The sequence below is a fragment of the Rhizobium sophoriradicis genome (genome assembly GCF_003939025.1).
GTDB lineage: Bacteria > Pseudomonadota > Alphaproteobacteria > Rhizobiales > Rhizobiaceae > Rhizobium > Rhizobium sophoriradicis.
Genome location: NZ_RQIH01000014.1, coordinates 105566 through 127586, shown reverse-complemented (window position 1 = coordinate 127586; position 22021 = coordinate 105566). Strand labels below are relative to the sequence as shown.

At 61.5% G+C, this 22021-nt stretch carries 25 protein-coding genes; 11 read left to right on the top strand and 14 right to left on the bottom strand.

Translation table 11 applies throughout. The features are described from left to right. Positions 1-10: 10 nt before the first annotated feature. Complete coding sequence (locus EFR00_RS23305; RefSeq protein ID WP_077994779.1) at positions 11-1201, top strand: adenylate/guanylate cyclase domain-containing protein; 1191 nt, start codon at positions 11-13, stop codon at positions 1199-1201. A 269-nt stretch (positions 1202-1470) separates the two neighbouring features. Further along, positions 1471-2304 (top strand): ammonia-dependent NAD(+) synthetase, encoded by an 834-nt coding sequence (nadE, locus tag EFR00_RS23300; RefSeq protein ID WP_009991106.1) that lies wholly within the window; start codon positions 1471-1473, stop codon positions 2302-2304. A gap of 6 nt (positions 2305-2310) precedes the next feature. Here nadE and gstA read toward each other — a convergent pair whose 3' ends face one another. Next, entirely contained in the window at positions 2311-2994 is a 684-nt protein-coding gene (gstA, locus tag EFR00_RS23295; protein ID WP_077994780.1) for a glutathione transferase GstA, read from the bottom strand. Between the two features lie 116 nt (positions 2995-3110). Here gstA and EFR00_RS23290 point away from each other — a divergent pair, with 116 nt between their 5' ends. Beyond that, positions 3111-3728: a TetR/AcrR family transcriptional regulator gene (locus EFR00_RS23290; RefSeq protein ID WP_077994781.1), complete on the top strand. Its 618-nt coding sequence runs from the start codon at positions 3111-3113 to the stop codon at positions 3726-3728. Here EFR00_RS23290 and EFR00_RS23285 read toward each other — a convergent pair. Further along, positions 3690-4961 carry an MFS transporter gene (locus EFR00_RS23285; RefSeq protein ID WP_077994782.1) on the bottom strand — a complete coding sequence of 424 codons (1272 nt, stop codon included), beginning with the start codon at positions 4959-4961 and terminating at the stop codon, positions 3690-3692. The genes EFR00_RS23290 and EFR00_RS23285 overlap by 39 nt on opposite strands. Positions 4962-5072: 111 nt before the next feature. On the opposite strand from EFR00_RS23285, the gene EFR00_RS23280 reads away from it, so the two are divergent. Beyond that, positions 5073-5414: a nuclear transport factor 2 family protein gene (locus EFR00_RS23280; protein WP_009995173.1), complete on the top strand. Its 342-nt coding sequence runs from the start codon at positions 5073-5075 to the stop codon at positions 5412-5414. Between the two features lie 12 nt (positions 5415-5426). Here the strand turns inward: EFR00_RS23280 and EFR00_RS23275 are convergent, their stop codons facing one another. From EFR00_RS23275 to EFR00_RS23265, 3 genes are all read right to left on the bottom strand, one after another. After that, the gene (locus EFR00_RS23275) at positions 5427-6158 is read right to left on the bottom strand and encodes a sulfite exporter TauE/SafE family protein (RefSeq protein WP_009995169.1); all 732 of its coding nucleotides are present in this window, start codon (positions 6156-6158) and stop codon (positions 5427-5429) included. 58 nt (positions 6159-6216) lie between these two features. Then, positions 6217-6870: a class I SAM-dependent methyltransferase gene (locus tag EFR00_RS23270; RefSeq protein WP_077994783.1), complete on the bottom strand. Its 654-nt coding sequence runs from the start codon at positions 6868-6870 to the stop codon at positions 6217-6219. Between the two features lie 195 nt (positions 6871-7065). Beyond that, positions 7066-7392, bottom strand: coding sequence for a hypothetical protein (locus EFR00_RS23265; protein WP_010059667.1), 327 nt, complete (start codon positions 7390-7392; stop codon positions 7066-7068). A 212-nt stretch (positions 7393-7604) separates the two neighbouring features. Between EFR00_RS23265 and EFR00_RS23260 the strand changes: the two genes are divergently transcribed. Further along, positions 7605-8207, top strand: a complete 603-nt coding sequence (locus tag EFR00_RS23260; protein WP_004672907.1) for a superoxide dismutase — start codon at positions 7605-7607, stop codon at positions 8205-8207. 131 nt (positions 8208-8338) lie between these two features. Next, positions 8339-9184, top strand: a complete 846-nt coding sequence (locus EFR00_RS23255; protein WP_077994784.1) for a metallophosphoesterase — start codon at positions 8339-8341, stop codon at positions 9182-9184. A 384-nt stretch (positions 9185-9568) separates the two neighbouring features. Here EFR00_RS23255 and EFR00_RS23250 read toward each other — a convergent pair whose 3' ends face one another. After that, a complete protein-coding gene (locus EFR00_RS23250) occupies positions 9569-10261 on the bottom strand; it encodes a helix-turn-helix transcriptional regulator (protein WP_077994785.1) in 693 nt (230 codons plus the stop codon). A gap of 130 nt (positions 10262-10391) precedes the next feature. On the opposite strand from EFR00_RS23250, the gene EFR00_RS23245 reads away from it, so the two are divergent. Then, positions 10392-11027 carry a LysE family translocator gene (locus tag EFR00_RS23245; protein WP_009995872.1) on the top strand — a complete coding sequence of 212 codons (636 nt, stop codon included), beginning with the start codon at positions 10392-10394 and terminating at the stop codon, positions 11025-11027. 66 nt (positions 11028-11093) lie between these two features. On the opposite strand, the gene EFR00_RS23240 is transcribed toward EFR00_RS23245, so the two are convergent. From EFR00_RS23240 to EFR00_RS23215, 6 genes are all read right to left on the bottom strand, one after another. Beyond that, on the bottom strand, positions 11094-11381 hold the full coding sequence (locus EFR00_RS23240; RefSeq protein ID WP_009995877.1) for a MurR/RpiR family transcriptional regulator: 288 nt from the start codon (positions 11379-11381) through the stop codon (positions 11094-11096). A gap of 103 nt (positions 11382-11484) precedes the next feature. Continuing rightward, positions 11485-12444, bottom strand: coding sequence for a sugar phosphate isomerase/epimerase family protein (locus EFR00_RS23235; protein WP_009995879.1), 960 nt, complete (start codon positions 12442-12444; stop codon positions 11485-11487). Further along, complete coding sequence (locus EFR00_RS23230; RefSeq protein ID WP_077994786.1) at positions 12441-13445, bottom strand: Gfo/Idh/MocA family oxidoreductase; 1005 nt, start codon at positions 13443-13445, stop codon at positions 12441-12443. The genes EFR00_RS23235 and EFR00_RS23230 overlap by 4 nt, the downstream gene beginning before the upstream one ends. Positions 13446-13551: 106 nt before the next feature. Then, positions 13552-14475, bottom strand: coding sequence for a sugar ABC transporter substrate-binding protein (locus EFR00_RS23225; protein WP_009994161.1), 924 nt, complete (start codon positions 14473-14475; stop codon positions 13552-13554). A 101-nt stretch (positions 14476-14576) separates the two neighbouring features. Further along, complete coding sequence (locus EFR00_RS23220; RefSeq protein WP_009994160.1) at positions 14577-15587, bottom strand: ABC transporter permease; 1011 nt, start codon at positions 15585-15587, stop codon at positions 14577-14579. Next, complete coding sequence (locus tag EFR00_RS23215) at positions 15587-17161, bottom strand: sugar ABC transporter ATP-binding protein (RefSeq protein ID WP_077994787.1); 1575 nt, start codon at positions 17159-17161, stop codon at positions 15587-15589. Before EFR00_RS23215 ends, EFR00_RS23220 begins: the two co-directional genes overlap by 1 nt. A gap of 160 nt (positions 17162-17321) precedes the next feature. Here EFR00_RS23215 and EFR00_RS23210 point away from each other — a divergent pair, with 160 nt between their 5' ends. The 3 genes from EFR00_RS23210 to EFR00_RS23200 all read left to right on the top strand — a co-directional run bounded on the left by EFR00_RS23210 (position 17322) and on the right by EFR00_RS23200 (position 20095). Then, positions 17322-18356: a LacI family DNA-binding transcriptional regulator gene (locus EFR00_RS23210; protein WP_077994788.1), complete on the top strand. Its 1035-nt coding sequence runs from the start codon at positions 17322-17324 to the stop codon at positions 18354-18356. Between the two features lie 273 nt (positions 18357-18629). Next, positions 18630-19070: a c-type cytochrome gene (locus tag EFR00_RS23205; RefSeq protein WP_077994789.1), complete on the top strand. Its 441-nt coding sequence runs from the start codon at positions 18630-18632 to the stop codon at positions 19068-19070. A 110-nt stretch (positions 19071-19180) separates the two neighbouring features. After that, a complete protein-coding gene (locus tag EFR00_RS23200) occupies positions 19181-20095 on the top strand; it encodes a c-type cytochrome (protein WP_077994790.1) in 915 nt (304 codons plus the stop codon). A 66-nt stretch (positions 20096-20161) separates the two neighbouring features. Here the strand turns inward: EFR00_RS23200 and EFR00_RS23195 are convergent, their stop codons facing one another. Then, positions 20162-20791 (bottom strand): glutathione S-transferase family protein, encoded by a 630-nt coding sequence (locus EFR00_RS23195; RefSeq protein ID WP_077994791.1) that lies wholly within the window; start codon positions 20789-20791, stop codon positions 20162-20164. 167 nt (positions 20792-20958) lie between these two features. Then, positions 20959-21453 carry a GNAT family N-acetyltransferase gene (locus tag EFR00_RS23190; RefSeq protein ID WP_038687712.1) on the bottom strand — a complete coding sequence of 165 codons (495 nt, stop codon included), beginning with the start codon at positions 21451-21453 and terminating at the stop codon, positions 20959-20961. 280 nt (positions 21454-21733) lie between these two features. On the opposite strand from EFR00_RS23190, the gene dmeR reads away from it, so the two are divergent. Beyond that, positions 21734-22006 (top strand): Ni(II)/Co(II)-sensing transcriptional repressor DmeR, encoded by a 273-nt coding sequence (gene dmeR, locus EFR00_RS23185; protein ID WP_010021162.1) that lies wholly within the window; start codon positions 21734-21736, stop codon positions 22004-22006. Positions 22007-22021 lie beyond the last annotated feature (15 nt).

Here is a 22021-nt window from a genome sequence, read left to right as displayed (position 1 = left end):
AGGAGATGCCATGACAACTGCGATCTATGCTCCAGCTGCAGAAAGGCAGGCCAAAGCCGTCAGCACCGGTGCGCTCCTCGCCATCATCGAATGGCTCTCCGGCGACGAATGCCACGCGCTCGACGAAGCGGGCCTCGTCTCCGGCCTCGGCCGCCGGCTTCAGGCGCTCGGCCTGCCGGTCGACCGGATGACCCTGCATCTGATGACACTGCATCCCGAGCTCGTCGGCCGCACCATTGCCTGGGCGCCGGGCGAGCCGGTCGAGATCCACGACCGCGAACATGGCGCGCGGGTCGCGCTCGCCAATACGCCGCTGCGCAAGGTCATGGAAACCCGGGAGCCGCTGGTGGTCGGTCCTGGCGAAAACGTGCACGGCCGCTGGCAGCATATCGACGTCTTCGCCGATCGCGGCCTGATGCAGCTTGTCATCGCGCCGCTCTGCAATATCGATGGGCCGGTCGGCGCTGCCGTCTTTGCCACGCGGCGGCCGGTGGGCTTCACCGACTCCGAACGTCAGGTGATCGAGCGCATCCTGCCGGCGCTGCGCAACACCAGCGAGCTGCGCATTCTTCGCCAGGTCGAGCTCAGCCTGCTCGATACCTATGTCGGGCCGCTGACCGCAAGCCGCATCCTTGCCGGCCGCATCCGCCAGGGCGAAATCGAATCGATGGAGGCCGCCCTCCTGCTTTGCGATCTGCGCGGCTTTACCGAGCTGTCGAACCGGCTGCCCGGAAGCACCGTGCTCGGGCTGCTCAATGCCTATTTCGACAGGATCGTGCCTGCCATTACCCGAGAGGGCGGCGAAGTGCTGAAATTCATGGGCGACGCCGTGCTCGCCTTCTTCCCCGGCTATGCCGCGGCCCATTCCTGCGGCGCTGCCCTGGCATCGGCTCGCGCCATCCTCGATGAGATCGACCATTTCCAGTACGAAGGCATCGGCGTGAATGCCGGCATCGCCCTGCATTATGGCGAAGTCAGCTACGGCAATGTCGGATCAGGCCGGCGTCTCGACTTCACCCTGATCGGCCGCGACGTCAATCTGGTCAGCCGCATCCAGACCGCCTGCAGTGAATTGAGCGAGCCGCTGCTGATGTCGGCGCCGTTCTGCGAAGAGGCCGGGGCAGGGGATGTGGTGTCGGTCGGGGCGCATGGGTTGAAGGGGTTTGCGGATCCGGTGGAGCTTTTTACGATTGTGAGATGATGCGACGCGGCCCCCTCATCCGCCTGCCGGCACCTTCTCCCCGAGGGGAGAAGAGATATGCCGCAACGTCTCGATTCCCTCTTCTCCCCTCGGGGAGAAGGTGCCCGTAGGGCGGATGAGGGGGCCGGTGAAACCGGTCTATCTTCTTGACCTATTCAAGCCTCGCCGCCCACTTGCCCGAAACCCAGGCAGGTTTGCCCAAAACGGCTTCGCTTCCTCATATCTTTCCGCCATAGTGCCGCCAACCCCACAAACCGAGGAAGAACCCCATGACCCTGCTGTCCGACGAACAAGGCGAGATCATCCGCGAGCTGGGCGTTGCCGCCGAGATCGATCCCGAGCGGGAGATCGCGCGGCGAAGCGCCTTTCTCAAGGATTATCTCGTCGCCTCAGGTCTGCGCAGCTACGTTCTCGGCATTAGCGGCGGCGTCGATTCGCTGACGGCGGCGCTGCTCGCCCAGAAGGCGGTGCGGGAGCTGCGCGACAGCGGTCATGCTGTGGAGTTCGTTGCCGTGCGTCTTCCCTATGGCGTCCAGGCGGACGAGGCCGATGCCGAGAAGGCGCTTGCAACGATCGGCGCCGATCGCTCGATGGTCATCAATATCAAGGCGGCTGCCGATGGGATGCTGGCCGCCGCTCAAAAGGGCGGTCTGGCTTTCGCCGACGCCGGTCGGCAGGATTTCATCCTCGGCAATATCAAGGCCCGCCAGCGCATGATCGCCCAGTTCGCTTTGGCCGGTGCGCTCGGCGGCCTTGTCATCGGCACCGATCATGCCGCCGAAGCGGTCATGGGCTTCTTCACCAAATTCGGCGATGGCGCCGCCGATATCCTGCCGCTCGCCGGTCTCAACAAGCGCCGCGTCCGCCTGCTGGCCAAGCGGCTCGGCGCGCCTGACGAGCTGGTCTTCAAGGTGCCGACCGCCGACCTGGAGGATCAGCGGCCGCTGCGCCCCGATGAGGAGGCTTATGGCGTCACCTATGACGAGATCGACGATTTCCTCGAAGGCAAGCCGGTCGGCGAGATCGCCCGCCGCCGCATCCTCGCCGCCTATCGCGCCACCGCCCACAAGCGCGCGCTGCCGGTGGCAGTCAACGCCCTCTGACGGCTGTTATGGCCTGACCGGCGAGCCCGTCCGCCCTGATGAGGCGACATAAGCATGCGGCGCGAAGAAGACGCCACCGGCATCGAAGGCCTCGAGATCTTCGGCCTGCATCGCCTCGCGCACCTTCGGGCGCGCCGCCACGCGGGCCATGAAGCCGTGCAGCGCCGGCCATTGCTTGAGATCGATCTCGATCCAGGGCGACCAGTTCAGGCAGACGAAGAGATAGGCGTCCGCCACGGTGAAGGCCTCGCCGGTCAGGTAGGGTCCGGCAAGCCGGCCGTTCAGCCAGGCGAGCCGCTTCGATACCAGCGCGCGGATTTCCGGGTGGACGCTCGCATAGGCCGGGTTGAAGAGCAGCACCATCGGCTTGTGCAGCTCGGCGGTGATGAAGTTCAGGTAGGATTGCACCTCGTTGCGTCTGAGGTTGCCGAGCTCGGGCAGCATGGCCGTGCCGTGCGGCACGCTGTCGGCGAGGAACTGCGCGATCGCCGGTCCCTCGGTCAGCACCTTGCCGTCGTCGAGCATCAGCGCCGGCACATAGCCGTTGCCGTTGATCGCGAGATAGTCCTTGCCGTCGCTCGTCCGGTGGGTCTCCCGATCGACCTCGACGAGCTCGATATCAAGCCCCAGCTCCCGGCAGACGATATGCGGCGAAAGCGAGCAGGCAGCGGCGTTCATATAGAGTTTCATGGCGATTTCCTCTCTCATGCAGGCGGTCGGTGCCACCTATCCGATATCATTGAACATCTGTACTGTTTCGCATAAAATAACTTTCGTCAAGATTTTAATGCGAAACGGTACAAAATATGAAGGATGAGAAGAAGCGAGGCCGCCCGAGGACCTTCGATGCCAAGGCAGCGCTTGGCAAGGCCCGGGACGTCTTCTGGGACAGGGGTTTTGCCGCCGCCTCGCTCGATAATCTCAGCGCGGCGACCAACCTCAACCGTCCGAGCCTCTACGGCGCCTTCGGCGACAAGGAGGATCTCTATCTCGATACGCTGGAGGCCTATCGGCAGGACGGCATGGATGCGCTGGCGGAGGCACTCGATCCGTCACTTCCGCTGCGCGACAATCTCGCCCGCGTCTATGCCGGTGCGCTGGCGGTCTATCTGCATGGCGAAACCGCCGCGCGCGGCTGTCTGCTGATCGGCACGGCGACGGTCGAAGCGGTCGAGCGTGAACGGGTGCGCGAAGTGCTCGGCCGCAGTCTCAGCGATTTCGACGGCGAGATCGAAAGGCGCATGCGCCTTGCCGTCGAACGCGGCGAGCTTCCCGAGAGCGCCGATCCGCAGATGCTGGCAAGGCTTGCCTCGGCCGTCATGCATTCGCTCGCCGTGCGCGCCCGCGCCGGCGACAGCCGCGAGACGCTTGAGGCGATCGCCCGTTCAGGCGTCGAGCTGATCTGCGGTAGCGCGCGAAGCTGAGCCCGATCCGGCCTCGATCTTTCTGGGCCGCACGAGCCAGGCATAGGCAGCACCCGCGACCAGCAGCACCGAGGTGCCGAGGAAAACCGCCCGCATGCCGATATGCCCACCGACAAAGCCGCCGAGGATAGGACCGGCCACCTGGCCGACATATTGTGAGGAGACGGACAGGCCGAGAATGCTGCCAGCCGCACTATCGGGCACGCTGTGGCGGATGACGGCGGCAATGCAGGGCAGCAGCCCGCCGAGTGCGGCGCCCATCAGGAAGCGCAGCATGGTCAGTTGCCAGGAACTGGTGACGAAGGCCTGCGGGATCAACAGCCCGGCGACGGCGAGCGCGCCCGATATGACCGGCCAGTGGCCGATCCTGTCGGCAAGCCTGCCGAGCCAGGAGGCGGAAAGAATGCTGCCGAGGGCGGCCGCCGACATGACGAGGCCCGAGATCATCGTCACCTGCGCTGCGATGGGCACGATCTGCGCGACATAGACGGTGATGATCGGCTCGATCGACATATTGGCGAACATCAACAGCATGCCGGTTGCCAGCATGGCGATGACCGGCCGCTTGTCGGGAATGGATTTCCAGCCGCCGCTCGCCTTGGCCGCCTGTTTGCGGGCCGGCGATTTCTCCTCCTTGATCAGCAGGGTGGTGGCGAGAAAGGCAAGGAAGATCATGCCGCCGGCGGCGAAAAACGTGCCGCGGATGCCGATAACAGGCGGCAGCACTCCGCCAAGGAGCGGTCCGACGAGATTGCCGGCCATGATGCCGGAAGAGAGCACGCCGAGCGCCCAGGCCGATCGGTCCTTCGGCGTCTGCGTCGCCACCAGCACCATCGAGCCGGAGGAATAGCCGCCCGCAAGCCCGACGAACAGCCGCAGCGCCACTAGCTGCCAGATATCGCCGGCCATTCCCATCAGCGAGATCGCCAGCGTCATGCCGAGGCTGGCGCGCACCAGCATCAGCTTGCGGCCGTAAATGTCGCCGAGCCGCCCCCACAGCGGCGCGACGAGAGCCGCGGCGAGAAAAGTGGCGCCATAGGCGATGCCCGACCATTGCACGATCGCCGCATGATCGGCCACGCCGAGTTCCTCGACATAGAGCGGCAGGAAGGGAAGCAGCAGCGTCATCGCCACGATCGTGGTAAAGGAGCCGATCAGCGAAACGGCGAGATTGCGCTTCCAGTAGATCGAGCCTGTCCCAATGCTCGCCGCGTCCAATTGCCTATCGGTCATTCCTGCCTCGGCGGTCGATCACGAGGGCGCGATTGCGCCGAAACTGGATCATTTGAGGTAAACGTGCTAAACTGATTGCAATATGCAATCGGTTTATCGGAGGATATTGCCATGAACGATGTGCGCACGAGGCAGCAGACCGTCCGCGATCTCTACGCCGCCTATCTGGATGACCGCAAGGACAAAGTCGGCGCCATGTCGACGGAGGATTTCACCTTTTCTAGTCCGCGCGACGATCATATCGACCGGGCCACTTATTTCGAACGCTGCTGGCCGAAGGAGCCGCTCTTCCGCGCCATCCACATCGAATTTTTGGCGGTAAACGGCGACGAGGCTGCTGTTCGCTACCGTGCCGAAAAACTGGACGGCACGAGCTTCGGCAACATGGAAAGCCTTCGTTTTCGCGGTGACAGGATCGCCGCCGTGGAGGTCTATTTCGGCCGCAATCTCTGAGCCTTCGAAGTTCTAGAAGATCCGCAGCGCCGACGTCGTGATGATGACCATCGAGACCGCCACCATCAGCGCCCGCACCGGCAGCCGCTTGACGAGAATGGCGCCGAAGGGGGCGGCGATGACACCGCCGATGATGAGGCCGATCGCCGAGTTGAGCTCAGACCAGCCGAGCGTCACGACGAAGGTGACCGAAATCGTCAGGGTCACGGCGAATTCGGTGAAATTGGTCGAGCCGATCACCCGCTTCAGGTCGTGACCGCGCCCGACAAGCGTGCTGGTGACGACAGGACCCCAACCGCCGCCGCCGATCGCATCGAGAACACCGCCGAAAAAGCCGACGGGCGGCACGGCCCAGTCGCGCACCTCGCGCCTGATCTGCGGCCGGAAGGCCTTGTAGAGGATCAGCAGGCCTATCGCGATCAGATAGGCCGATACGAAGGGCTCGATCACCTTGCCGTCGATATTGGCAAGCAGATAAGCCCCGATCGCGCCGCCGATCATGCCGGCAGGCGCCAACCGCGCCACCAGCCGCCAGTCGACATTGCGGTGATAGGCATGCGAGAGGCCGGACGCCGCCGTCGTGAACATTTCCGTCACATGCGTCATGGCGCTGGCATTGGCCGCCGGAACCCCGAAGGCCAGCAGGCTTGTCGTCGACAGCACGCCGAAGGCCATGCCGAGTGCGCCATCGACGATCTGCGCGCAGAAGCCAACGGCGATGAAGAAGAAGATATCCGATGTCATGCGGTCCCCTCAGACGAACGGTAGCATCAGAATCCGCGATGCGGGAAAAAACTTTTGCTCAGGCGGAAAGTCCGCGCTGCTTCAGCCGGACGATCTTGAAAAAGCCGTTCGGAAAGACCGGCAGAATATCGGTCGCCGAAAAATCGCCGCGACGCTCGGCCCAGGCGAGGATGCGATGGATGCGGAAGGCGGAAGACCAGCCGATGTGACGCACCAGCGGCGCCACCGCCGCTTCGATCGCCCCCTGCAGACCGGCGCCGTCGCCGAGCTTGCTGGCGAGGATGATCTCGCCCCCCGGCCGCAGCACCCGGGCGCACTCGTCGAGCGCCCGCTCGGGCTCGGGAATCAGCGTGATGACGAAGGGCAGACAAACCACGTCGAAGGACTGGTCGGCAAAGCGCAGCACATGCGCATCCATCACCTCGAGCGCCTGCACATGCTGAAGGTTTTCGCGACGCACCTTCTCGCGCGCCCGGGCGATCATATGTTCGGAAATGTCGATGCCGGTCACCCGGCAACGGCTGGGATAATGGGCGAGCGTCAGGCCGGTGCCGGTGCCGATTTCCAGAATATCGGTGCCGGCCGCGGCGGCAAGCGCGGCAAGCTTGCGATGGCCGTCGCGCAGGATGCCGCGATAGACGCGATCATAGACCGGTGCCCAGCGCTGATAGATTTTCTGCTGATCTTCCGCCCGCTTGCGAAGCTCCGACATGTCTAAACCTCCCTGCGCACAACCCCAAGATAGGAATCAATTTTTAAAAAGGATCATGCATTTATCACAAACATAGAGCGCCTCGACGCCTCTCACAGACGCCCGACGCTGTAAAAACCCGGAACTTCAACTCGCAAGGGTAGGCTCGGGTTCCGCTCGGAATGCGACGGAGGTCACAACAGCTACGGCGACCGACTATTTAGCCAAGGTCAGCCCAAGTTTCTTGGCATCCATCGCGCTGCCGATCTCGACCGACTTCTCCTGCTTGTCATAGACGCAGATCTGGACGACGAGCCCCTTGGCGCCCTTCGGCTTTCCCGTCACCAGCGCGAGCCCGTAATGTGATGTGCCGAAGGGGTCGACGGCGGCAACTGGCTTCTCGATTGCGACCGCGGCCTTCCTGCACTTGGCTTCCACGTCGGCGGCCAGCTGTTTCCAGGCCTCGTCCGAAGAGGCACCCGCCGCAGCCGCAAGAAACGGAAGCGCGGCCATGGCGAGAAGCGGGATTATATTCCTGTTCATGTCAAGCTCTCCATTGATGTCTGTCGCCGGTAAGCGGTTTTCGCGGCGGCCTGCCGGTCGATTTGCATGCTCGAATCCAGCCCTGAAACTGAGGCAAATTTTCCTCCGGCCGGTCGTTTTTTGATATTTCGCCGGTTGCCTCTCCCCCGTTCCCCTCCTATGTTCCGCCTCACCTGCCGATGACGCAATCTATTGCCAAGAGGAGATCTGACATGGCTTTCGAATTGCCTGAACTTCCCTATGATTACGAAGCCCTTGCCCCCTTCATGTCGAAGGAAACGCTCGAGTTTCACCACGACAAGCACCATAAGGCCTATGTCGACAACGGCAACAAGCTCGCCGCTGAAGCCGGCCTTTCGGATCTGTCGCTCGAAGACGTCGTCAAGAAGTCCTTCGGCACCAACGCCGGCCTCTTCAACAACGCCGCCCAGCACTACAACCACATCCATTTCTGGAAGTGGATGAAGAAGGGCGGCGGCGGCAACAAGCTGCCGGGCAAGCTCGAAGCGGCTTTCGCCTCCGATCTCGGCGGCTACGACAAGTTCAAGGCCGATTTCGCCAATGCCGGCGCCACCCAGTTCGGCTCCGGCTGGGCCTGGGTTTCCGTCAAGAACGGCAAGCTCGAAATCTCCAAGACCCCGAACGGCGAAAACCCGCTCGTTCACGGCGCCACCCCGATCCTCGGCGTCGACGTCTGGGAACACTCCTATTACATCGACTATCGCAACGCCCGCCCGAAATACCTCGAAGCCTTCATCGACAGCCTGATCAACTGGGACTACGTCCTGGAACGCTACGAAGAAGCCACGAAGTAAGCGGCACCAGGCTCGCCGCCATCGACGGCGATTCTCAGCCTCTTTTTTTGCACCCGGCGTTCCTCCGAACGCCGGGTGTTTGTTTTCAAGCTCGTCACATCCCTGTCACCGGCCCCTCCTAATCACGCCCCATGTCCTCGTCCGCTCTTCCCCTGTTCCGCTTCGGCATCATCGCGGATCCGCAATATGCGGCCATCCCTCCGCATGCGGCCATGGACCGCTATTATGCCAACAGCCTCGCCAAGGTCGCCGAGGCGATCGAGATCTTCAACGGTTGGGATTTGAGCTTCGTGATGACGCTCGGCGATGTCATCGACCGCAGCTTTTCAAGCTTCGACGATATCCAGCCGATCTATGAGAAGCTGAGGCACGAGGCGCTCTTCCTGCTCGGCAACCATGATTTCTCTGTCTCCGCGGGGCATCGCTCCGAAGTCGCCACACGTCTCGGCATGCCGTCGCCCTATTACAGTTTCTGCCGTCACGGCTGGCGCTTCATCGTGCTCGACGGCAACGAGGTCAGCACCTTCGCGCCGCCCGAAGGCCATCCGCACCGCGCCCTTGCCGCACGGATGCTGGCCGAGCTGGAGGAGAAAGGCGCCAGCAATGCCCATCGCTGGAATGCCGCGCTGAGCGACGCGCAGTTCGCCTGGCTTCGCGATCAAATCACAGAAGCGGCAAAGACCGGCGAAAAGGTGATCGTCATGAATCACTATCCCGTGCATCCGCCCAGTGAACACGGCATGTGGGACAGCGAACGCATCGTCGCGCTGCTCGCCTCTGAGCGCAATGTCGTCGCCTACCTCAACGGTCACGACCATGTCGGCAATTACGGCAAGGCCGGCGCCTGCCACTTCGTCAATTTCAAGGGCGTGGTCGACACCGAGACCGAAAACGCCTTCGCCATCGTCGAGGTTCACCCCGATCGCCTCGAAATCCGCGGCTTCGGACGCGAGGAGAGCCGGACGCTGGCTTTTTAGGCCTGGGAGAGACTGCCGATAAAGTCGGCCAACTTTTCCTTATGTCATGCCGCGCTTCAACGGCTCTATAACAGTAACAAAACCAAGGTATGCGGGGTGCCTCTCTGAAGAAGCGCCCAACGCCCCAACGGTGAGTTTGGCGGAACGCAATCCCACCCACCGTCATCCTCGGCCTTGAGCCGAGGATCCATGCCCGGTGCTGATAGAGACGAAGGTGGATCCTCGGCTCAAGGCCGAGGATGACGGTGGAGTGGGCAGATGTCGGCAGTCCTTTGGCGGATGTCGAAGATTTGCCAGGCACGATGCGCGTCCCTGGCCCGCATGACACTGACCTCCTGTTCCTGTCTCAACGCCCCCAGACCTGTTCGCACAAACGCCTGCCATTCACCCCGACACAGCCTTCTCACTCCACCCACTCGTCCACAATTCCCGCAGCCTGTCACCGTCGCCCTTGAAGAAATCCTCACCCACCACGCAGCGCTCCACCCGGTCGCTGCGGAAATTGCGGATCGCCTGGCGCAGTTCGCACCAAGCGACGATGTTGGCGGTCTGCGAATAATAGATCAGCGCGATCGGCTGGATCGTCCGCTCGGTGGCGCGGCCGAGTTCGTCGCGGTAGCCGAGCATCAGCTTGCGTTCGTCGCGGATCGCCCGGCGCACGATCGCCAGGTCGAAACCCGCCGGCTGCGCGGTCGAGCCCCAGGCATAAAGCACCTTATTGTCCATTGCCTGGCGCAGCGGCGCCGGCACGGCGCCTGATATCTTCTGGTTGACCCGGCGCGCGGCCTGCTTCAGTTCCTCGTCGGCGGTGCGATCGAGCAGCGCCAGCGACAGCACGATCGCCTCCATCTCCTCGATCGAAAACATCAGCGGCGGCAGGTCGAAGCCGGGCCGCATGATATAGCCGATGCCGCGCCCGCCCTCGATCGGCACGCGCATCGCCTGGAGTGCGGCGATGTCGCGATAGATCGAGCGCACGGTCACCTCGAGCGTCTCGGCCATCATAGCTGCCGTCATCGGTTTCCTGGCGAGCCGCAGGATCTGAATGATCTCGAAAAGCCGCGAGGCCTTGCGCATTTTGCCCCTCCCATCCCTCACGCTCCTGACAATACACTGTCAGTTGGGTTTGCGTATAGAGCCGCCTATCGGATTGAAATCTATCAGGGTCTTTCGAAACGGCCCCCGGAACGACAAGGCGGTAACTGACATGAATTACCACGAAAACCTCTGGCTCTTCTTCACCCTTCTCTTCGGTATCATCATCGTGCCGGGCATGGACATGCTCTTCGTGCTCGCCAACTCCCTGACCGGCGGTATCAGGCGAGGGCTGGCGGCAACCGGCGGCATCATGGCCGGCGGCGCCGTGCACTCGGCCTATGGCGCGGCCGGCGTCGGCGTGCTCGTCACCATGCTGCCGCAACTGTTCAACGTGCTGCTCTTTGCCGGCGTCGCCTATATGATCTGGATCGGCATTTCGCTGATGCGCAGCTCGATCACCGTCGAGGCGGTCGGGCCGGCGACGGCGGGCTCCGGCTGGCGCGCTTTCCGCCAGGGCGCGGTCACCTGTCTGGTCAATCCCAAGGCCTATATCTTCATGTTCGCCGTCTATCCGCAGTTCCTGAAACCGGAATATGGCCCGGTCTGGATGCAGGGCCTCATCATGGGCGCCATGACGATCGCGACGCAGTTCGCCATTTACGGCACGCTGGCGATGACCGCCGGCCGCAGCCGTGATCTTCTCGTCGGAAACCCCGATGCGACGGCCTTCGTCGGCCGCTGCGCCGGACTGCTACTGGTTGCAGTCTCCGCCCTCAGCCTCTGGCAGGGCTGGAAAAGCGCCTGAGCCTCCAAGTTCCCACAGCAGCCCGATCGCCAAGCCCTTGCCGCTCTGCCGATTGCCGCCGCGACTTCAGTGACGACTAGCGGTGGTCGTGCGGAGATGTTCTCTTATCATCGCGCGAAACTCGCCGAATGTTTTGAACCCGATGTGTCGTACTAGTCGATGGACCGTTGTAGGAGAAACGCGGCACCTGCGTGCGACTCCGGCAGCACTTTCAAAGGCCAGCAATTCCGGCCTTTCCAGGATCTCCCTTGCGACGCGTTCGAGACCGACGGTAAATACGAACTGCCGGCTGGCGATCAGGCACTTCAGTTCCTGCAGTGTCGAGGGAGGAGGCGGGACCCGATCCTGTCGCATTGCACTCGCTTTCAAAAGAACCGCCTTCTGGCAATCTCGGATGAGGCCCGGAGGCGGCGCTTCACATGCGATGCGCGACGTGAAATCGGACGCGTTTTCGTCACTAGATCGCCTGCGGCTTGAAATCGCTGGCAGCGACCGGCATCACGCCCTGCAACAGAGCGACGGACTTCTCGAGCCCTTCGAGGCTGTTCAGAAGCACGTCCTCATGCTCTATCGAGAGCCAGCCGTCGTAACCGGCCATCTTCAGTCGGTAGCAGAACTGCCGCCACCATTCTTCGCCATGGCCGAAGCCCAGCGTGATGTAGGACCAACTGCGCGCCGGGATGTCCATCAGGCTGCCATTCTCCAGAAGGCTTGTGACGGCCTGCTTCGGTTCGTTGAGAAAGGTGTCCTTGGCATGCACATGGTAGACGGCGCGGCCGAGCGCTTCTGCGGCGACAAGAGGATCGGCACCCATCCAGAAGAGGTGCGACGGGTCCAGGTTGGCGCCGACGACCGGGCCAACGGCTTCGCGCAGCTTCAACAACGAGGGGACGTTATAGACGCACTGATTGCCATGCAGTTCCAGCGCGATGCGTTCCACACCGTGATCCCTGGCGAGCGCTACGATCTTGGTCCAGTACGGGAGGAGCTTCTCCTCCCACTGGTAGCGAAGGATCGCCTGCGTCTCCGGCGGCCACGAAGAGACCACCCAGTTCGGCATCGTATCGGTGGCATTCCCGGCTGGAAGTCCCGACATCGCGCAGACCGTCTTGATCCCCAGCGCGCCGGCTGCGCGGATCGTATCCTCCAAACCTCGTCCCTGGGCAAGATCGGTCGGGTGCAGGGGATTTCCGTTTGCGTTCAGGCTTATCACTTCCAGTTCCCGGTCGGCGAAAGCTCCGAGGAATGATTTCTGCGCGCTCTTGTCCCGCAGGATCGTCGACAGATCGAAATGCGGCGCCGTCGACCAGCCGCAGGTGTTGACCTCGACGCCGGAGACTCCCAGTCTTTTAGCGTGATCCAACATCGCCTCGAAGGGCAGGCCGCCGAGGCTGTCTGATACGAATCCGAGCTTCATGCGTAAAACTCCGGTTTAGCAATCATTTCGACGGGGATCTTGCGACCGTCGTTCAAGGCCCTGACGCCGGCTTCGGCGACCTTCGCGGCGCAGTATCCATCCCAACTGCTCGACGCGATGTGCGGGAAGATACCGGTCTCGACGAACCGAACGAAAGCGCGATTCTGGCGGCGGTAGGCTTCGGCGTAGCGGCTGCGCCAATCCGCCTCGTAGCTTGTGCTTTGTCCGAGTTCTCGGTCGACGCGGGTGTAGTTGACAGCGTTCATGGCGATGGTCGCCTTCTCGCCCACCAGTTCCGCGCGGACGTCGTATCCATAGGCTGCGTTATTGTTGATCTCGATATTGACGAGTTGATCATCCGCCGTTTCGAGCACCATATAGACCGGTGCGACCAGCGCGTCGGAGCGCTTCGGCTGGAAGGCGGAGATCGAGACGTATTCAGTGTCGAGGACATGTCGGACGACATCGAATTCGTGGGGAGCGGAATTGGTGATCGCCATCGCTCCGGTGAAGTCCGACGCGGGCGTAGCGACATTGCGATGAAAGTTGTGCATCATCAGGGGGCGGCCAATTGCGCCATGCGCCAGAGCCCGCTTCATTTCGACATAGGATCGATCGAAGCGGCGCATGAAGCCGAGCATTATGAATTTTGATCCCGCGGCTTCTTCCGCCTGCATGATCTCCAGGCATTCGTTCGAGGACTGCGACAGCGGCTTTTCACAAAGAGCCCGTTTGCCGGCTCTTATGCAGGACAGCGACAGGGGTGCATGCGTGAAATCGGGGCTTGCGATGATCACTGCGTCCACGTCGCGACGAGCGGCGACCCGGTTGGGGTCGGAGTCGACATCGTGAGCGCTGTAGGCGTCCGCGACCTTGCGGGCGCGGTCCGCATCCATGTCGCAAACGACCTGGAGGCTCGCCCCTGGCAGATCTTCCGCGACGATTTTCGCATGATCGGCTCCCATCAGTCCTGCCCCGATGACGGCGATCCTTATTGTCATTTCGATATTTTCCTGTCGTTAGAGGATCAGTGATTTGCGGCAAGCATTGCGCCATGTGCGAAATGCGTGCCGGGAACCCCATCCCGGCACGCACCCTTGGGAGGGCTTACTTCTTGGCGTATTGATCAACATTGTCCTTGGTGATCGAAGCGAACGGCACCAGTTTTTCGGCCGGAGCATCCTCGCCCTTTTTCAGGCCTTCCACGACCTCGAAGGCGGCCTTCGCCTGGCCTGCAGCATCCTGGAAGATGGTCTGCGACATGGTGCCGGACTTGATTGCGTTCAGAGCATCGGCCGTGCCATCGACACCGGAGATCATCACGCCCTTGAGGCGGTCGGCGCCCTGAAGTGCTTCCAGCGCGCCGAGCGCCATCTGGTCGTTGGCTGCGACGATTGCATCGAACTTCGGAAAGCTTTGGATCCAGTCTTCGGTGACCTTCATGCCTTCAGCGCGGTCGTAGTTGGCCGAGAGGCTGGCGAGAGTGGCCACGTCGGAACGGCCGAGCGCATCCTCAAAGCCCTTCTTGCGCTCCTGCGTGTGCGAGAGCCCCGGCGTGCCTTCGAGGTAGAGGATCTTGGCGTCCTTCGGCAGGTGTTCTTTCATGTACTCGCCCTGAAGGCGGCCGGCATCGATGTTCTTCGAGCCGACGAACGTGTACTTGCCGCCTGCCGATTGGATGCCGAGAGCAATGACGGGAATGCCAGCCTGGTTCGCCTTCTCGACGCCGGGTACGATGCCTTGGTAGTCGACCGGGACGACGACGATCGCGTTGACTTTCTGCGCTATGAAGTTGTCGATCTGATCGAGTTGCTTGCTGACGTCGTTGTTGGCGTCGGAGAAGTTCACTTCGACTGCCGGATCGGATTTCGACGCTTCGATGAAGGCGTTTTTGCGCGCCATGACGAAGACGTCCGTATCCGCCATGTTGGCGTAACCGACGACGAACTTGTCCGCGGCGAATGCAGCGCCGCTGGAGATCGCGGCAACGGATATGGCGCACGCGACAGCGAGTTTGGAAATGGCTTTCATAGGGTCCTCCCATCGAGTTTCAGGTTCATTCCGGATGCGGGAAATCCCCGCCGACAAAGAGGTGGTTCCGGAGCAGGCGCTGGCCCGCCGAAGAACGTCGGTCATGCCTTCTTTTTGCTGCGGGCAGACTTGGTCCAGACATCGAGGATCACGGCGATCGCGATGATCAAACCCTTGATGATCTGCTGCCAGTACGAGCTGACATTCATGAGATTGAGCATGTTGTTGATGACGCCGATGATCATCGAGCCGATGATCGTGCCGGTGATGGTTCCGGTGCCGCCCATCAGGCTGGTGCCGCCGACGACCACCGCGGTGATCGCATCGAACTCGTAGCCGACGCCGCCGGCCGGCTGACCGGAATTGATGCGAGACATGAGGACGATGCCTGCGACGGCGCACAGGATGCCGTTGAAGATGAAGGCCTTCACGACGATGCTGTCCGGATTGATGCCGGAAGCGCGAGCGGCACGCTCATTGCCGCCTACCGCATAGACGTATCGGCCGAACTTGGTCTTGTTGAGAAGAACCCAGGATAGGACGACGACCGCCGCGAGAATGATTACAGAAATCGGCACCGGGCCAAGCGAGCCCTGGCCGATCACTTTGAAGTCGCCCAGTCCCGTCACCGGCGAACCGCCCGTGTAAAGCAGCACCGTGCCGCGTGCCACCGTCGTCATGGCCAATGTCATGATGAATGACGGGATGCGGAAGAAGGTGATGACGAAGCCGTTGATGACGCCGGTGACGATCCCGACCGCAACGCCCGCGGCGACCGCCAGAATGACGCTTCCGGTCATGGCCATCACGCTGGCCGCCAAGACGCCGCAGAGCGCTAGGACAGATCCCAGCGAGACGTCGATATGTCCCAGAATGATGATGAAGGTAACGCCGCACGCAAGAAGGCTCACCACCACGACCTGACGCAGGACATTGGTGAGGTTGGCTTCTGTCAGAAATGTCGGGCTCAGGATCGAGGCAAGGACGCAGATACCGACGAAGATCAGGATTGTGCCGTATTTGCGGTAGATCTGGGAAAAGCTCATGTTCCGAGAGCCTGAAATCACCTGGCCTTCTCGTTTCACCGCCGCGTCTGCGCGTTCAATACTCATCAGTGTCCTCCCGTGGCGAGGCGCATGATGTTTTCCTGAGTGGCCTCGGCTCTTGTTAGTTCGCCGGTGACCCGGCCTTCGCTCATCACCACCACGCGATCACTCATGCCAAGGATCTCGGGCAGTTCGGATGAGATCATGACGATCGCGAGCCCCTGACGAGCGAACTCGGTCATCAGTCTGTGAATTTCGGATTTCGACCCGACGTCGATGCCTCGTGTGGGTTCGTCGAGAATGAGCAGCTTCAGATCACCCAGCAGCCACTTGGCGAGAACGATTTTCTGTTGATTGCCGCCGCTGAGGTTCTCCACGATCATTGCCGTATCGGGCGTCTTGATCTGGAGCATCTTGATCATGCGCTGGGAAGCTGTCTCTTCCTGCCGCTCGCTGATGAAAAGGCCGGAAGCAAACTTTTTGAGGTTCGCGAGCGAAATGTTCTCGCCGACGGACCGGCAAAGCACCAGACCTTCCGCCTTGCGATCTTCTGACACCATGGCGATGCCGTTGGCGATGGCATCCTTCGGAGACGTGAGCCTTAGCGGTTTTCCATTCAAACGGATGACGCCCGCATCCGCGGCGTCCAAGCCGAAGATCACCCGGGCTACCTCCGTCCGCCCGGCGCCGATCAGACCGGAAAGGCCAATGATCTCGCCGGCCCGTACCTCGAAGCTGACATTTTCGAAAATGCCGTCCCGCGAGAGGTTCTCGACGGAAAGGACGATATCGCCGATCGGCACCTCCTCTTTCGGAAAGATGCTGGAGATCGTGCGGCCCACCATTTGAGAAATCAGCTTTGCCGGCTCGTATTCGCTCGCCGGGGCGGCTGCTACGAACTGACCGTCACGCATTACCGTGATGTCGTCGGCGATCTGGAAGATCTCGTCCATCTTATGGGTGATGTAGATGATCGCCACGCCTGCTGCTTTCAGGTCTGCGATCTGTCTGAACAGCATCGCGACCTCCGTGTCACTGATCGCCGACGTCGGTTCGTCCATGATGACGAGAGAGGCCTCGCGCGAAATCGCCTTGACGATCTCGATGAGTTGCATCGTCGCGATGGACAGGTCGCGCATCTTGGTTTGGGGGCTGTATTTCAGACCCAGGCGATCGAGCAGCGTCTGCGTATCTGAATTCATGCGATCGAAATCGACGAACCGGGACAAAACGCCCGTCCTGCTATAAGTGGGTTCGCGGCCGAGAAAGATGTTTTCGGCGATGGTCATGTCGAGCACCGGGCTGAGTTCCTGATGGATCATCGAGATCCCTCGGTCCAGCGCGGCTGCGGCGCTCTGATGGTCGAGCTTTTCGCCTCTGAAAAGGATCTCTCCGCCGTCGATCGCGTAGATGCCGCTTAGAATCTTCATGAGCGTCGACTTGCCCGCGCCATTCTCCCCGACGAGAACATGGACGGTGCCGGCACGAACCTTCAGGCTCATGCCATCGAGCGCGAGAACACCGGGAAAGGCCTTGGTGATTGAGCGCATTTCAAGAACGAAGCCGGCTGCGCTATCTATAGGCGTGCGATGGCCTTCGCCGCCCGAAAGCGGCGCCACCCTTTGCAAGGTCGCAGACATGAGAGTATTTCCTCCAGATGAGAGAGCTCTCCCAAGCTCTCCCGCCAAACTGGCTTTTGCTGGAAGATGAAATTGCGAAAATTCAGCAGAGTGTCAACGAACCGGTGGATTTTTCTCCCAAAACCTCTCATAAATAGCGTCAGATTATGAGAGGTTTATTATGTCTCGCCCAACGATCCCTGACTTGGCAAAGGCCGCGAATGTGAGCATTTCAACGGTCGATCGCGTGCTGAACGGACGCGATCCGGTGCGCCCGCAGACGGCGGAGCGGGTTCTGAACGCCGCCCGGCAGATCGGCTTTCATGGGGTGACGGCCATCGCTCGCCGACTCGAGCACGACAAGCCGGTGATCAAATTCGGTTTTCTTCTCAAGCAGTCTCACCGCAAGCTTTATCGAATGTGGAGCGACATTCTCGTTGCGGCGACCGAAGCATTTCCCGACGCCCATGGCAGGGCCATCGTTAGATTCATGGACGATCTTGCCCCCGATAAGGCTGCCGAGGCGATTTACGCTCTCAGTCGCGAAGCCGACGTCATTGGAATGATCACCTCAGACCACCCGCAGGTGAACCATGCCGTCGATGGTCTTGCAGCAGAGAACATTCCTGTTGTGACCATGATTTCCGATATTTCCACTGCCTCCCGCGCAGCCTATGTCGGCAACGACTGCATCAAAAAGGGCCGCACGGCCGCATGGTTCATAGCCGGGCTGAATGGCAATGGCGGCAAGGTTTCCGTCTTCGTCGGCAGTCACCGATATCTCGCCCAAGAACTGAATGAGATGGGCTTTCGATCGTATTTCCGGGAGAGTGCGCCGGGCTTCCAGATGCTGGAGACGGTTGCCACGCTTGAAGAGCCCGAAATCGCTTATGAAGCAACGCGCCGCCTTCTGCAGATTGAGCCGAATTGGGTCGGACTCTACGTTGCCGGTGGCGGCATCACCGGTGTGATGCGAGCCCTTCGGGAAGATGGTGGGCCGTCAGCCAAACGCCTGGTGGTCATAGCACACGAGCTGACGAATGAAACGAGAGCCGGTCTTGCTGAGGGGCTGATCAGGGTCGTCCTGTCTCATCCGGCAAAGCTGCTGGGAGAGACCCTGGTGCGGGCAATGGCGGAAGCTCTCGATGCCGGCCGATCGCCAACCGTGTCGCAGCACATCGTCCCGTTTGAATTCTATACTGCCACCAATATATGAAGTTCCACCACAGGATCTCGACGATCACGTCGTGCCGCTCTGTCCGCTCTCGGCATCGCAATGTTGCCGCGTTTTGCCGCCGATCAGGAGGTTCAGGCAGGTAGGCTGGCTGTCGTCTTGTCGGCATGGCAGCCCTGGTCTGTTCGCTGTTTATCACGTTGTTTTTATGGTGACCCGGCAAAACGTGACCACCTGGACGCATGGATTTTGTCATGCTCCCGGGGCAGATTGGCCAGCGGCCGCCTTGGCCCTCAGAAAACTGGAGAGGAACATATGAATTGGAAAGCAGTAGCTGCCGCCGCAGCGATGGCAGGAATAGCCTTCGGTTCCGTGACCGCCGCCGACGGGACACATGATTCGCGCATTGCCCTGATGAAGCAGATCGGCGGTTCGGCCGGCGCGCTGGCCGCCATCGCCAAGGGCACCAAGCCCTATGATGCCGAGGCGGTGAAGGCGGCGCTGACGACGATTGCCACGACTGCCAAGGTCTTCCCCGATCAGTTCAAGCCGGGCAGCGATATGAACGATCCCGAGGTCAGCCCCAAGCTCTGGGAAAACATGGATGACTTCAAGGCGCGCGCCGCCAAGCTCTCCACCGATGCCGAAACCGCGCTCGCTCAGCTTCCGGCCGATGCCGCTGCCGTCGGCGCCACGATGAACACCCTCGGCGCCAATTGCGGCGGCTGTCACAAGGCCTATCGCCTCAAGGAGTGAGCGATAGGCCATTTTGATCTGGATCCTTATGCGATCCGCGCCGGCCTTGCCGCCGACGCGGGTCGTCTTGATATCCGCCCGGGAAATCTCGGCAAAAGGGGAGGCGGAGCATGGTCCGCAGGTTCATCCGGTTACTGCTCTGTCTGATCGGCATCGCCGTCCTCGGCGGTGCCGCCTTCTATCTGGTGACCGCGCCCGATCCGCTGCCGGAGAGCCACTGGGCCGGCCTCGGCGCGCCGAATCCTGCCAATGGTGAGATGGTCTTCTGGGCGGGCGGCTGCGTCAGCTGTCATGCCGCTCCCGGCTCCGAAGGCGATGCGAAGCTGACGCTTTCAGGCGGCCTGGCGCTGAAGAGCCCTTTCGGCACCTTCCACGTGCCGAATATCTCACCCGATGAAAAAGCTGGCATCGGCGCCTGGACGCTGGCCGAATTCGGCAATGCGATGAAGCGCGGCGTCGGACCTGATGGTGAGCATCTCTACCCGTCCTTTCCCTATGGCTCCTATTCCCGCATGAGCGACAAGGACGTCAACGATCTCTTCGCTTTCCTGAAAACCCTGCCGAAGAGCGCCAACGTCGCGCCCCCGCATGAGCTGCCGTTCCCCTACAACATCCGGCTGGCGCTCGGCGGTTGGAAATTTCTCTATTTCAACGATCAGCCGCGCGTCGCGCTCGCCAACAGCGACGACAAGGTGAAGCGCGGCCAATATCTCGTCGAAGGCCCCGGCCATTGCGGCGAATGCCACACGCCGCGCGATGCGCTGGGCGGCTTTAAGGCCGATCAGTGGCTCGCCGGCGCGCCCAATCCGGAAGGCAGGGGCCGCATTCCCGATATCACCCCGGCCTCCGAGAGCATCGGCGGCTGGAGCGAGGCGGATATCGCCAGCTATCTCGAAACCGGCTTCACCCCCGATTTCGATAGTGTCGGCGGCTCGATGGTCGATGTCCAGCAGAACATCGCCCACCTGCCGGCCGCCGACCGCGAGGCGATCGCCGCCTATCTGAAGGCTGTGCCGGGGCGTTAAGGCCTGGTCGCGCAAGACTGTGCAGCGGTTTTTGCGGCCGCTGCATTCGCAAGGTCGATCTCCCTGTTATAGGGAAGTGGGACCGGGCATGAGATCATAGGGGTGGCGCCAGCCCGGCATGCTGCTGATGCGATCTTTCCAGGCTGCGATAGCCGGAAAGGCACTGTGATCGATTCCGGTATCCTCCGGCATGAAGGCGTAGCCCGCCAATGAAAGGTCTGCGATCGTCAGCCGGTCGCCGACCATGAAGGCCCGGTGAGCCAGGTGTTCATCAACAATCGCATAGGCAGCTTTGGCCCTCAGCCTTAGGAACTCGACGACGGGCGTCTCGCCGCTCTTCTGCAGGCCATAGATGAACCGCAACGTCGCGTAATAGCTGGTGAATTTATGATTGTCGAAGAGGATCCAACGCATGATGTCGCGTCGTTCTTCGGCCGTCTGCGCGCCAAAATGGCCTGTCACCTCTGACAAGTAGTCCAGGATGACCCCCGATTGGCTGATCTTCGCTTGGCCATGTTCGAGCACCGGCGCTTCGCCCTGTTCGTTGATCGTCTTTCGCCATTCTTCAGTACGCGTTTCGCCGCCCAGATAATCAACGAAAATGCTTTCCCACTCGATGCCGGCAAGCGCAAAGAAGAGTGCGACCTTGTAAGAGTTCCCGGAGAGAGCGAAGCAATGAAGTTTGAAATCAGCCATGAAAGCTCCTAACGCGATTGGATAAAATATCAGCAGGACTGAAGCGGGGCTCGTCCGACTCGATCCGAACCCCACCCTGCGTCTGAATAGATGCGCGCCTCTCCAGCTGGCAAGCGTAACTCGCTCTCGCCCATGAGCCAGGAATCTAGACCTTCGATCTGGCCACCCTATGCGATCGACTGCATGTAGCGCATGCCGGTCACCGGCCGCGGCGTGAAATCCAGCTGTTCGTAGAAGCGGTGCGCCAGGACGTTGCCGGTCGCCGCACTGACGGAGAGGTAGCCGCAGCCGGCATTGCGGGCGGTTTCGCGGGCCCGGTCGACCAGCAACTGACCGGTGCCGTGGCCGCGATGGCCGTCGCGCACGAAGAGGTGATGCAGGTCCATGCCGCGTTTTCCCTCCTGCGCCCTGTAGAGCGGCACGAGGATGGCGTAGCCGATCAGCCCTTCGCCGGTCTCGGCAACGAGAGCCTGGATCCAGGGCAGGGGGCCGAACAGATCGCGCTCGAGCTGCTCCGGCGTCGTCGCCGCCGCGTCGCCGTGATGGGCGGCAAGCAGGGCGATCATGTCGTTGAGCTCGGGCAGGTCGCGCGGCTTGGCGGTGCGGATCGTCACCACCGATGGGCGCATCAGTGAAATTTCGCTGTCTTCGATTTCGGTCATGGTCTTCGCGTCCTTTGATAATCTGCCGTCAGGACGCTGCCGATACAACAAAGCCGCCTGACGGCGGCTTGTTGACAATATGATCTGTCCGGCCGCCCTTTACAGGTACAGCCAAAAATACGAGCGGCTCTGGTGCGCGTTTTTGATCATGGCGCATCAATCGCCGCAAACGCGGCATTTGTCAATGGCGTTGGAGCGTGGCGCTCAACACGCTGTCACGCTCATTGATGTCAGTCCGTGCGCTTGATAGTATACCCCCCTATGTTATAGAAGGCCGACCATGTCCCATACCACCCTGCAGAAAAAGAAGCTCATCGCCCGCATCAGCCGCCTGAAGGGGCAGATGGAGGCGGTCGAGCGGGCGCTCGAGGCCGAGCGCCCCTGCGGCGAAATCCTGCAGCTGCTCGCCTCGATCCGCGGCGCCCTGACCGGACTGACCGGCGAGGTGCTGGACGATCACCTGCGCGAGCATGTGCTGAATGCCGCCGATGACGCGGCACGGGCCGAGGCGGTCGAGGAAATTTCGGAAGTGTTGCGAACCTATATCCGCTGATGAGAGAAGGAGCCT

Excerpts from the sequence above, each read along its gene's own strand:
- EFR00_RS23215 (WP_077994787.1), bottom strand. The coding sequence starts at position 17,161 with ATGTCTGCGACCTTGCAAAGGGTGGCGCCGCTTTCGGGCGGCGAAGGC.
- EFR00_RS23270 (WP_077994783.1), bottom strand. The coding sequence starts at position 6,870 with ATGTCGGAGCTTCGCAAGCGGGCGGAAGATCAGCAGAAAATCTATCAG.
- EFR00_RS23290 (WP_077994781.1), top strand. The coding sequence starts at position 3,111 with ATGAAGGATGAGAAGAAGCGAGGCCGCCCGAGGACCTTCGATGCCAAG.
- EFR00_RS23245 (WP_009995872.1), top strand. The coding sequence starts at position 10,392 with ATGAATTACCACGAAAACCTCTGGCTCTTCTTCACCCTTCTCTTCGGT.
- dmeR (WP_010021162.1), top strand. The coding sequence starts at position 21,734 with ATGTCCCATACCACCCTGCAGAAAAAGAAGCTCATCGCCCGCATCAGC.
- EFR00_RS23235 (WP_009995879.1), bottom strand. The coding sequence starts at position 12,444 with ATGAAGCTCGGATTCGTATCAGACAGCCTCGGCGGCCTGCCCTTCGAG.
- EFR00_RS23255 (WP_077994784.1), top strand. The coding sequence starts at position 8,339 with ATGTCCTCGTCCGCTCTTCCCCTGTTCCGCTTCGGCATCATCGCGGAT.
- EFR00_RS23285 (WP_077994782.1), bottom strand. The coding sequence starts at position 4,961 with ATGACCGATAGGCAATTGGACGCGGCGAGCATTGGGACAGGCTCGATC.
- EFR00_RS23275 (WP_009995169.1), bottom strand. The coding sequence starts at position 6,158 with ATGACATCGGATATCTTCTTCTTCATCGCCGTTGGCTTCTGCGCGCAG.
- EFR00_RS23240 (WP_009995877.1), bottom strand. The coding sequence starts at position 11,381 with ATGCGACAGGATCGGGTCCCGCCTCCTCCCTCGACACTGCAGGAACTG.
- EFR00_RS23205 (WP_077994789.1), top strand. The coding sequence starts at position 18,630 with ATGAATTGGAAAGCAGTAGCTGCCGCCGCAGCGATGGCAGGAATAGCC.
- EFR00_RS23280 (WP_009995173.1), top strand. The coding sequence starts at position 5,073 with ATGAACGATGTGCGCACGAGGCAGCAGACCGTCCGCGATCTCTACGCC.
- EFR00_RS23265 (WP_010059667.1), bottom strand. The coding sequence starts at position 7,392 with ATGAACAGGAATATAATCCCGCTTCTCGCCATGGCCGCGCTTCCGTTT.
- EFR00_RS23250 (WP_077994785.1), bottom strand. The coding sequence starts at position 10,261 with ATGCGCAAGGCCTCGCGGCTTTTCGAGATCATTCAGATCCTGCGGCTC.
- EFR00_RS23210 (WP_077994788.1), top strand. The coding sequence starts at position 17,322 with ATGTCTCGCCCAACGATCCCTGACTTGGCAAAGGCCGCGAATGTGAGC.
- EFR00_RS23230 (WP_077994786.1), bottom strand. The coding sequence starts at position 13,445 with ATGACAATAAGGATCGCCGTCATCGGGGCAGGACTGATGGGAGCCGAT.
- EFR00_RS23220 (WP_009994160.1), bottom strand. The coding sequence starts at position 15,587 with ATGAGTATTGAACGCGCAGACGCGGCGGTGAAACGAGAAGGCCAGGTG.
- EFR00_RS23200 (WP_077994790.1), top strand. The coding sequence starts at position 19,181 with ATGGTCCGCAGGTTCATCCGGTTACTGCTCTGTCTGATCGGCATCGCC.
- EFR00_RS23260 (WP_004672907.1), top strand. The coding sequence starts at position 7,605 with ATGGCTTTCGAATTGCCTGAACTTCCCTATGATTACGAAGCCCTTGCC.
- EFR00_RS23305 (WP_077994779.1), top strand. The coding sequence starts at position 11 with ATGACAACTGCGATCTATGCTCCAGCTGCAGAAAGGCAGGCCAAAGCC.
- EFR00_RS23225 (WP_009994161.1), bottom strand. The coding sequence starts at position 14,475 with ATGAAAGCCATTTCCAAACTCGCTGTCGCGTGCGCCATATCCGTTGCC.
- gstA (WP_077994780.1), bottom strand. The coding sequence starts at position 2,994 with ATGAAACTCTATATGAACGCCGCTGCCTGCTCGCTTTCGCCGCATATC.
- EFR00_RS23195 (WP_077994791.1), bottom strand. The coding sequence starts at position 20,791 with ATGGCTGATTTCAAACTTCATTGCTTCGCTCTCTCCGGGAACTCTTAC.
- EFR00_RS23190 (WP_038687712.1), bottom strand. The coding sequence starts at position 21,453 with ATGACCGAAATCGAAGACAGCGAAATTTCACTGATGCGCCCATCGGTG.
- nadE (WP_009991106.1), top strand. The coding sequence starts at position 1,471 with ATGACCCTGCTGTCCGACGAACAAGGCGAGATCATCCGCGAGCTGGGC.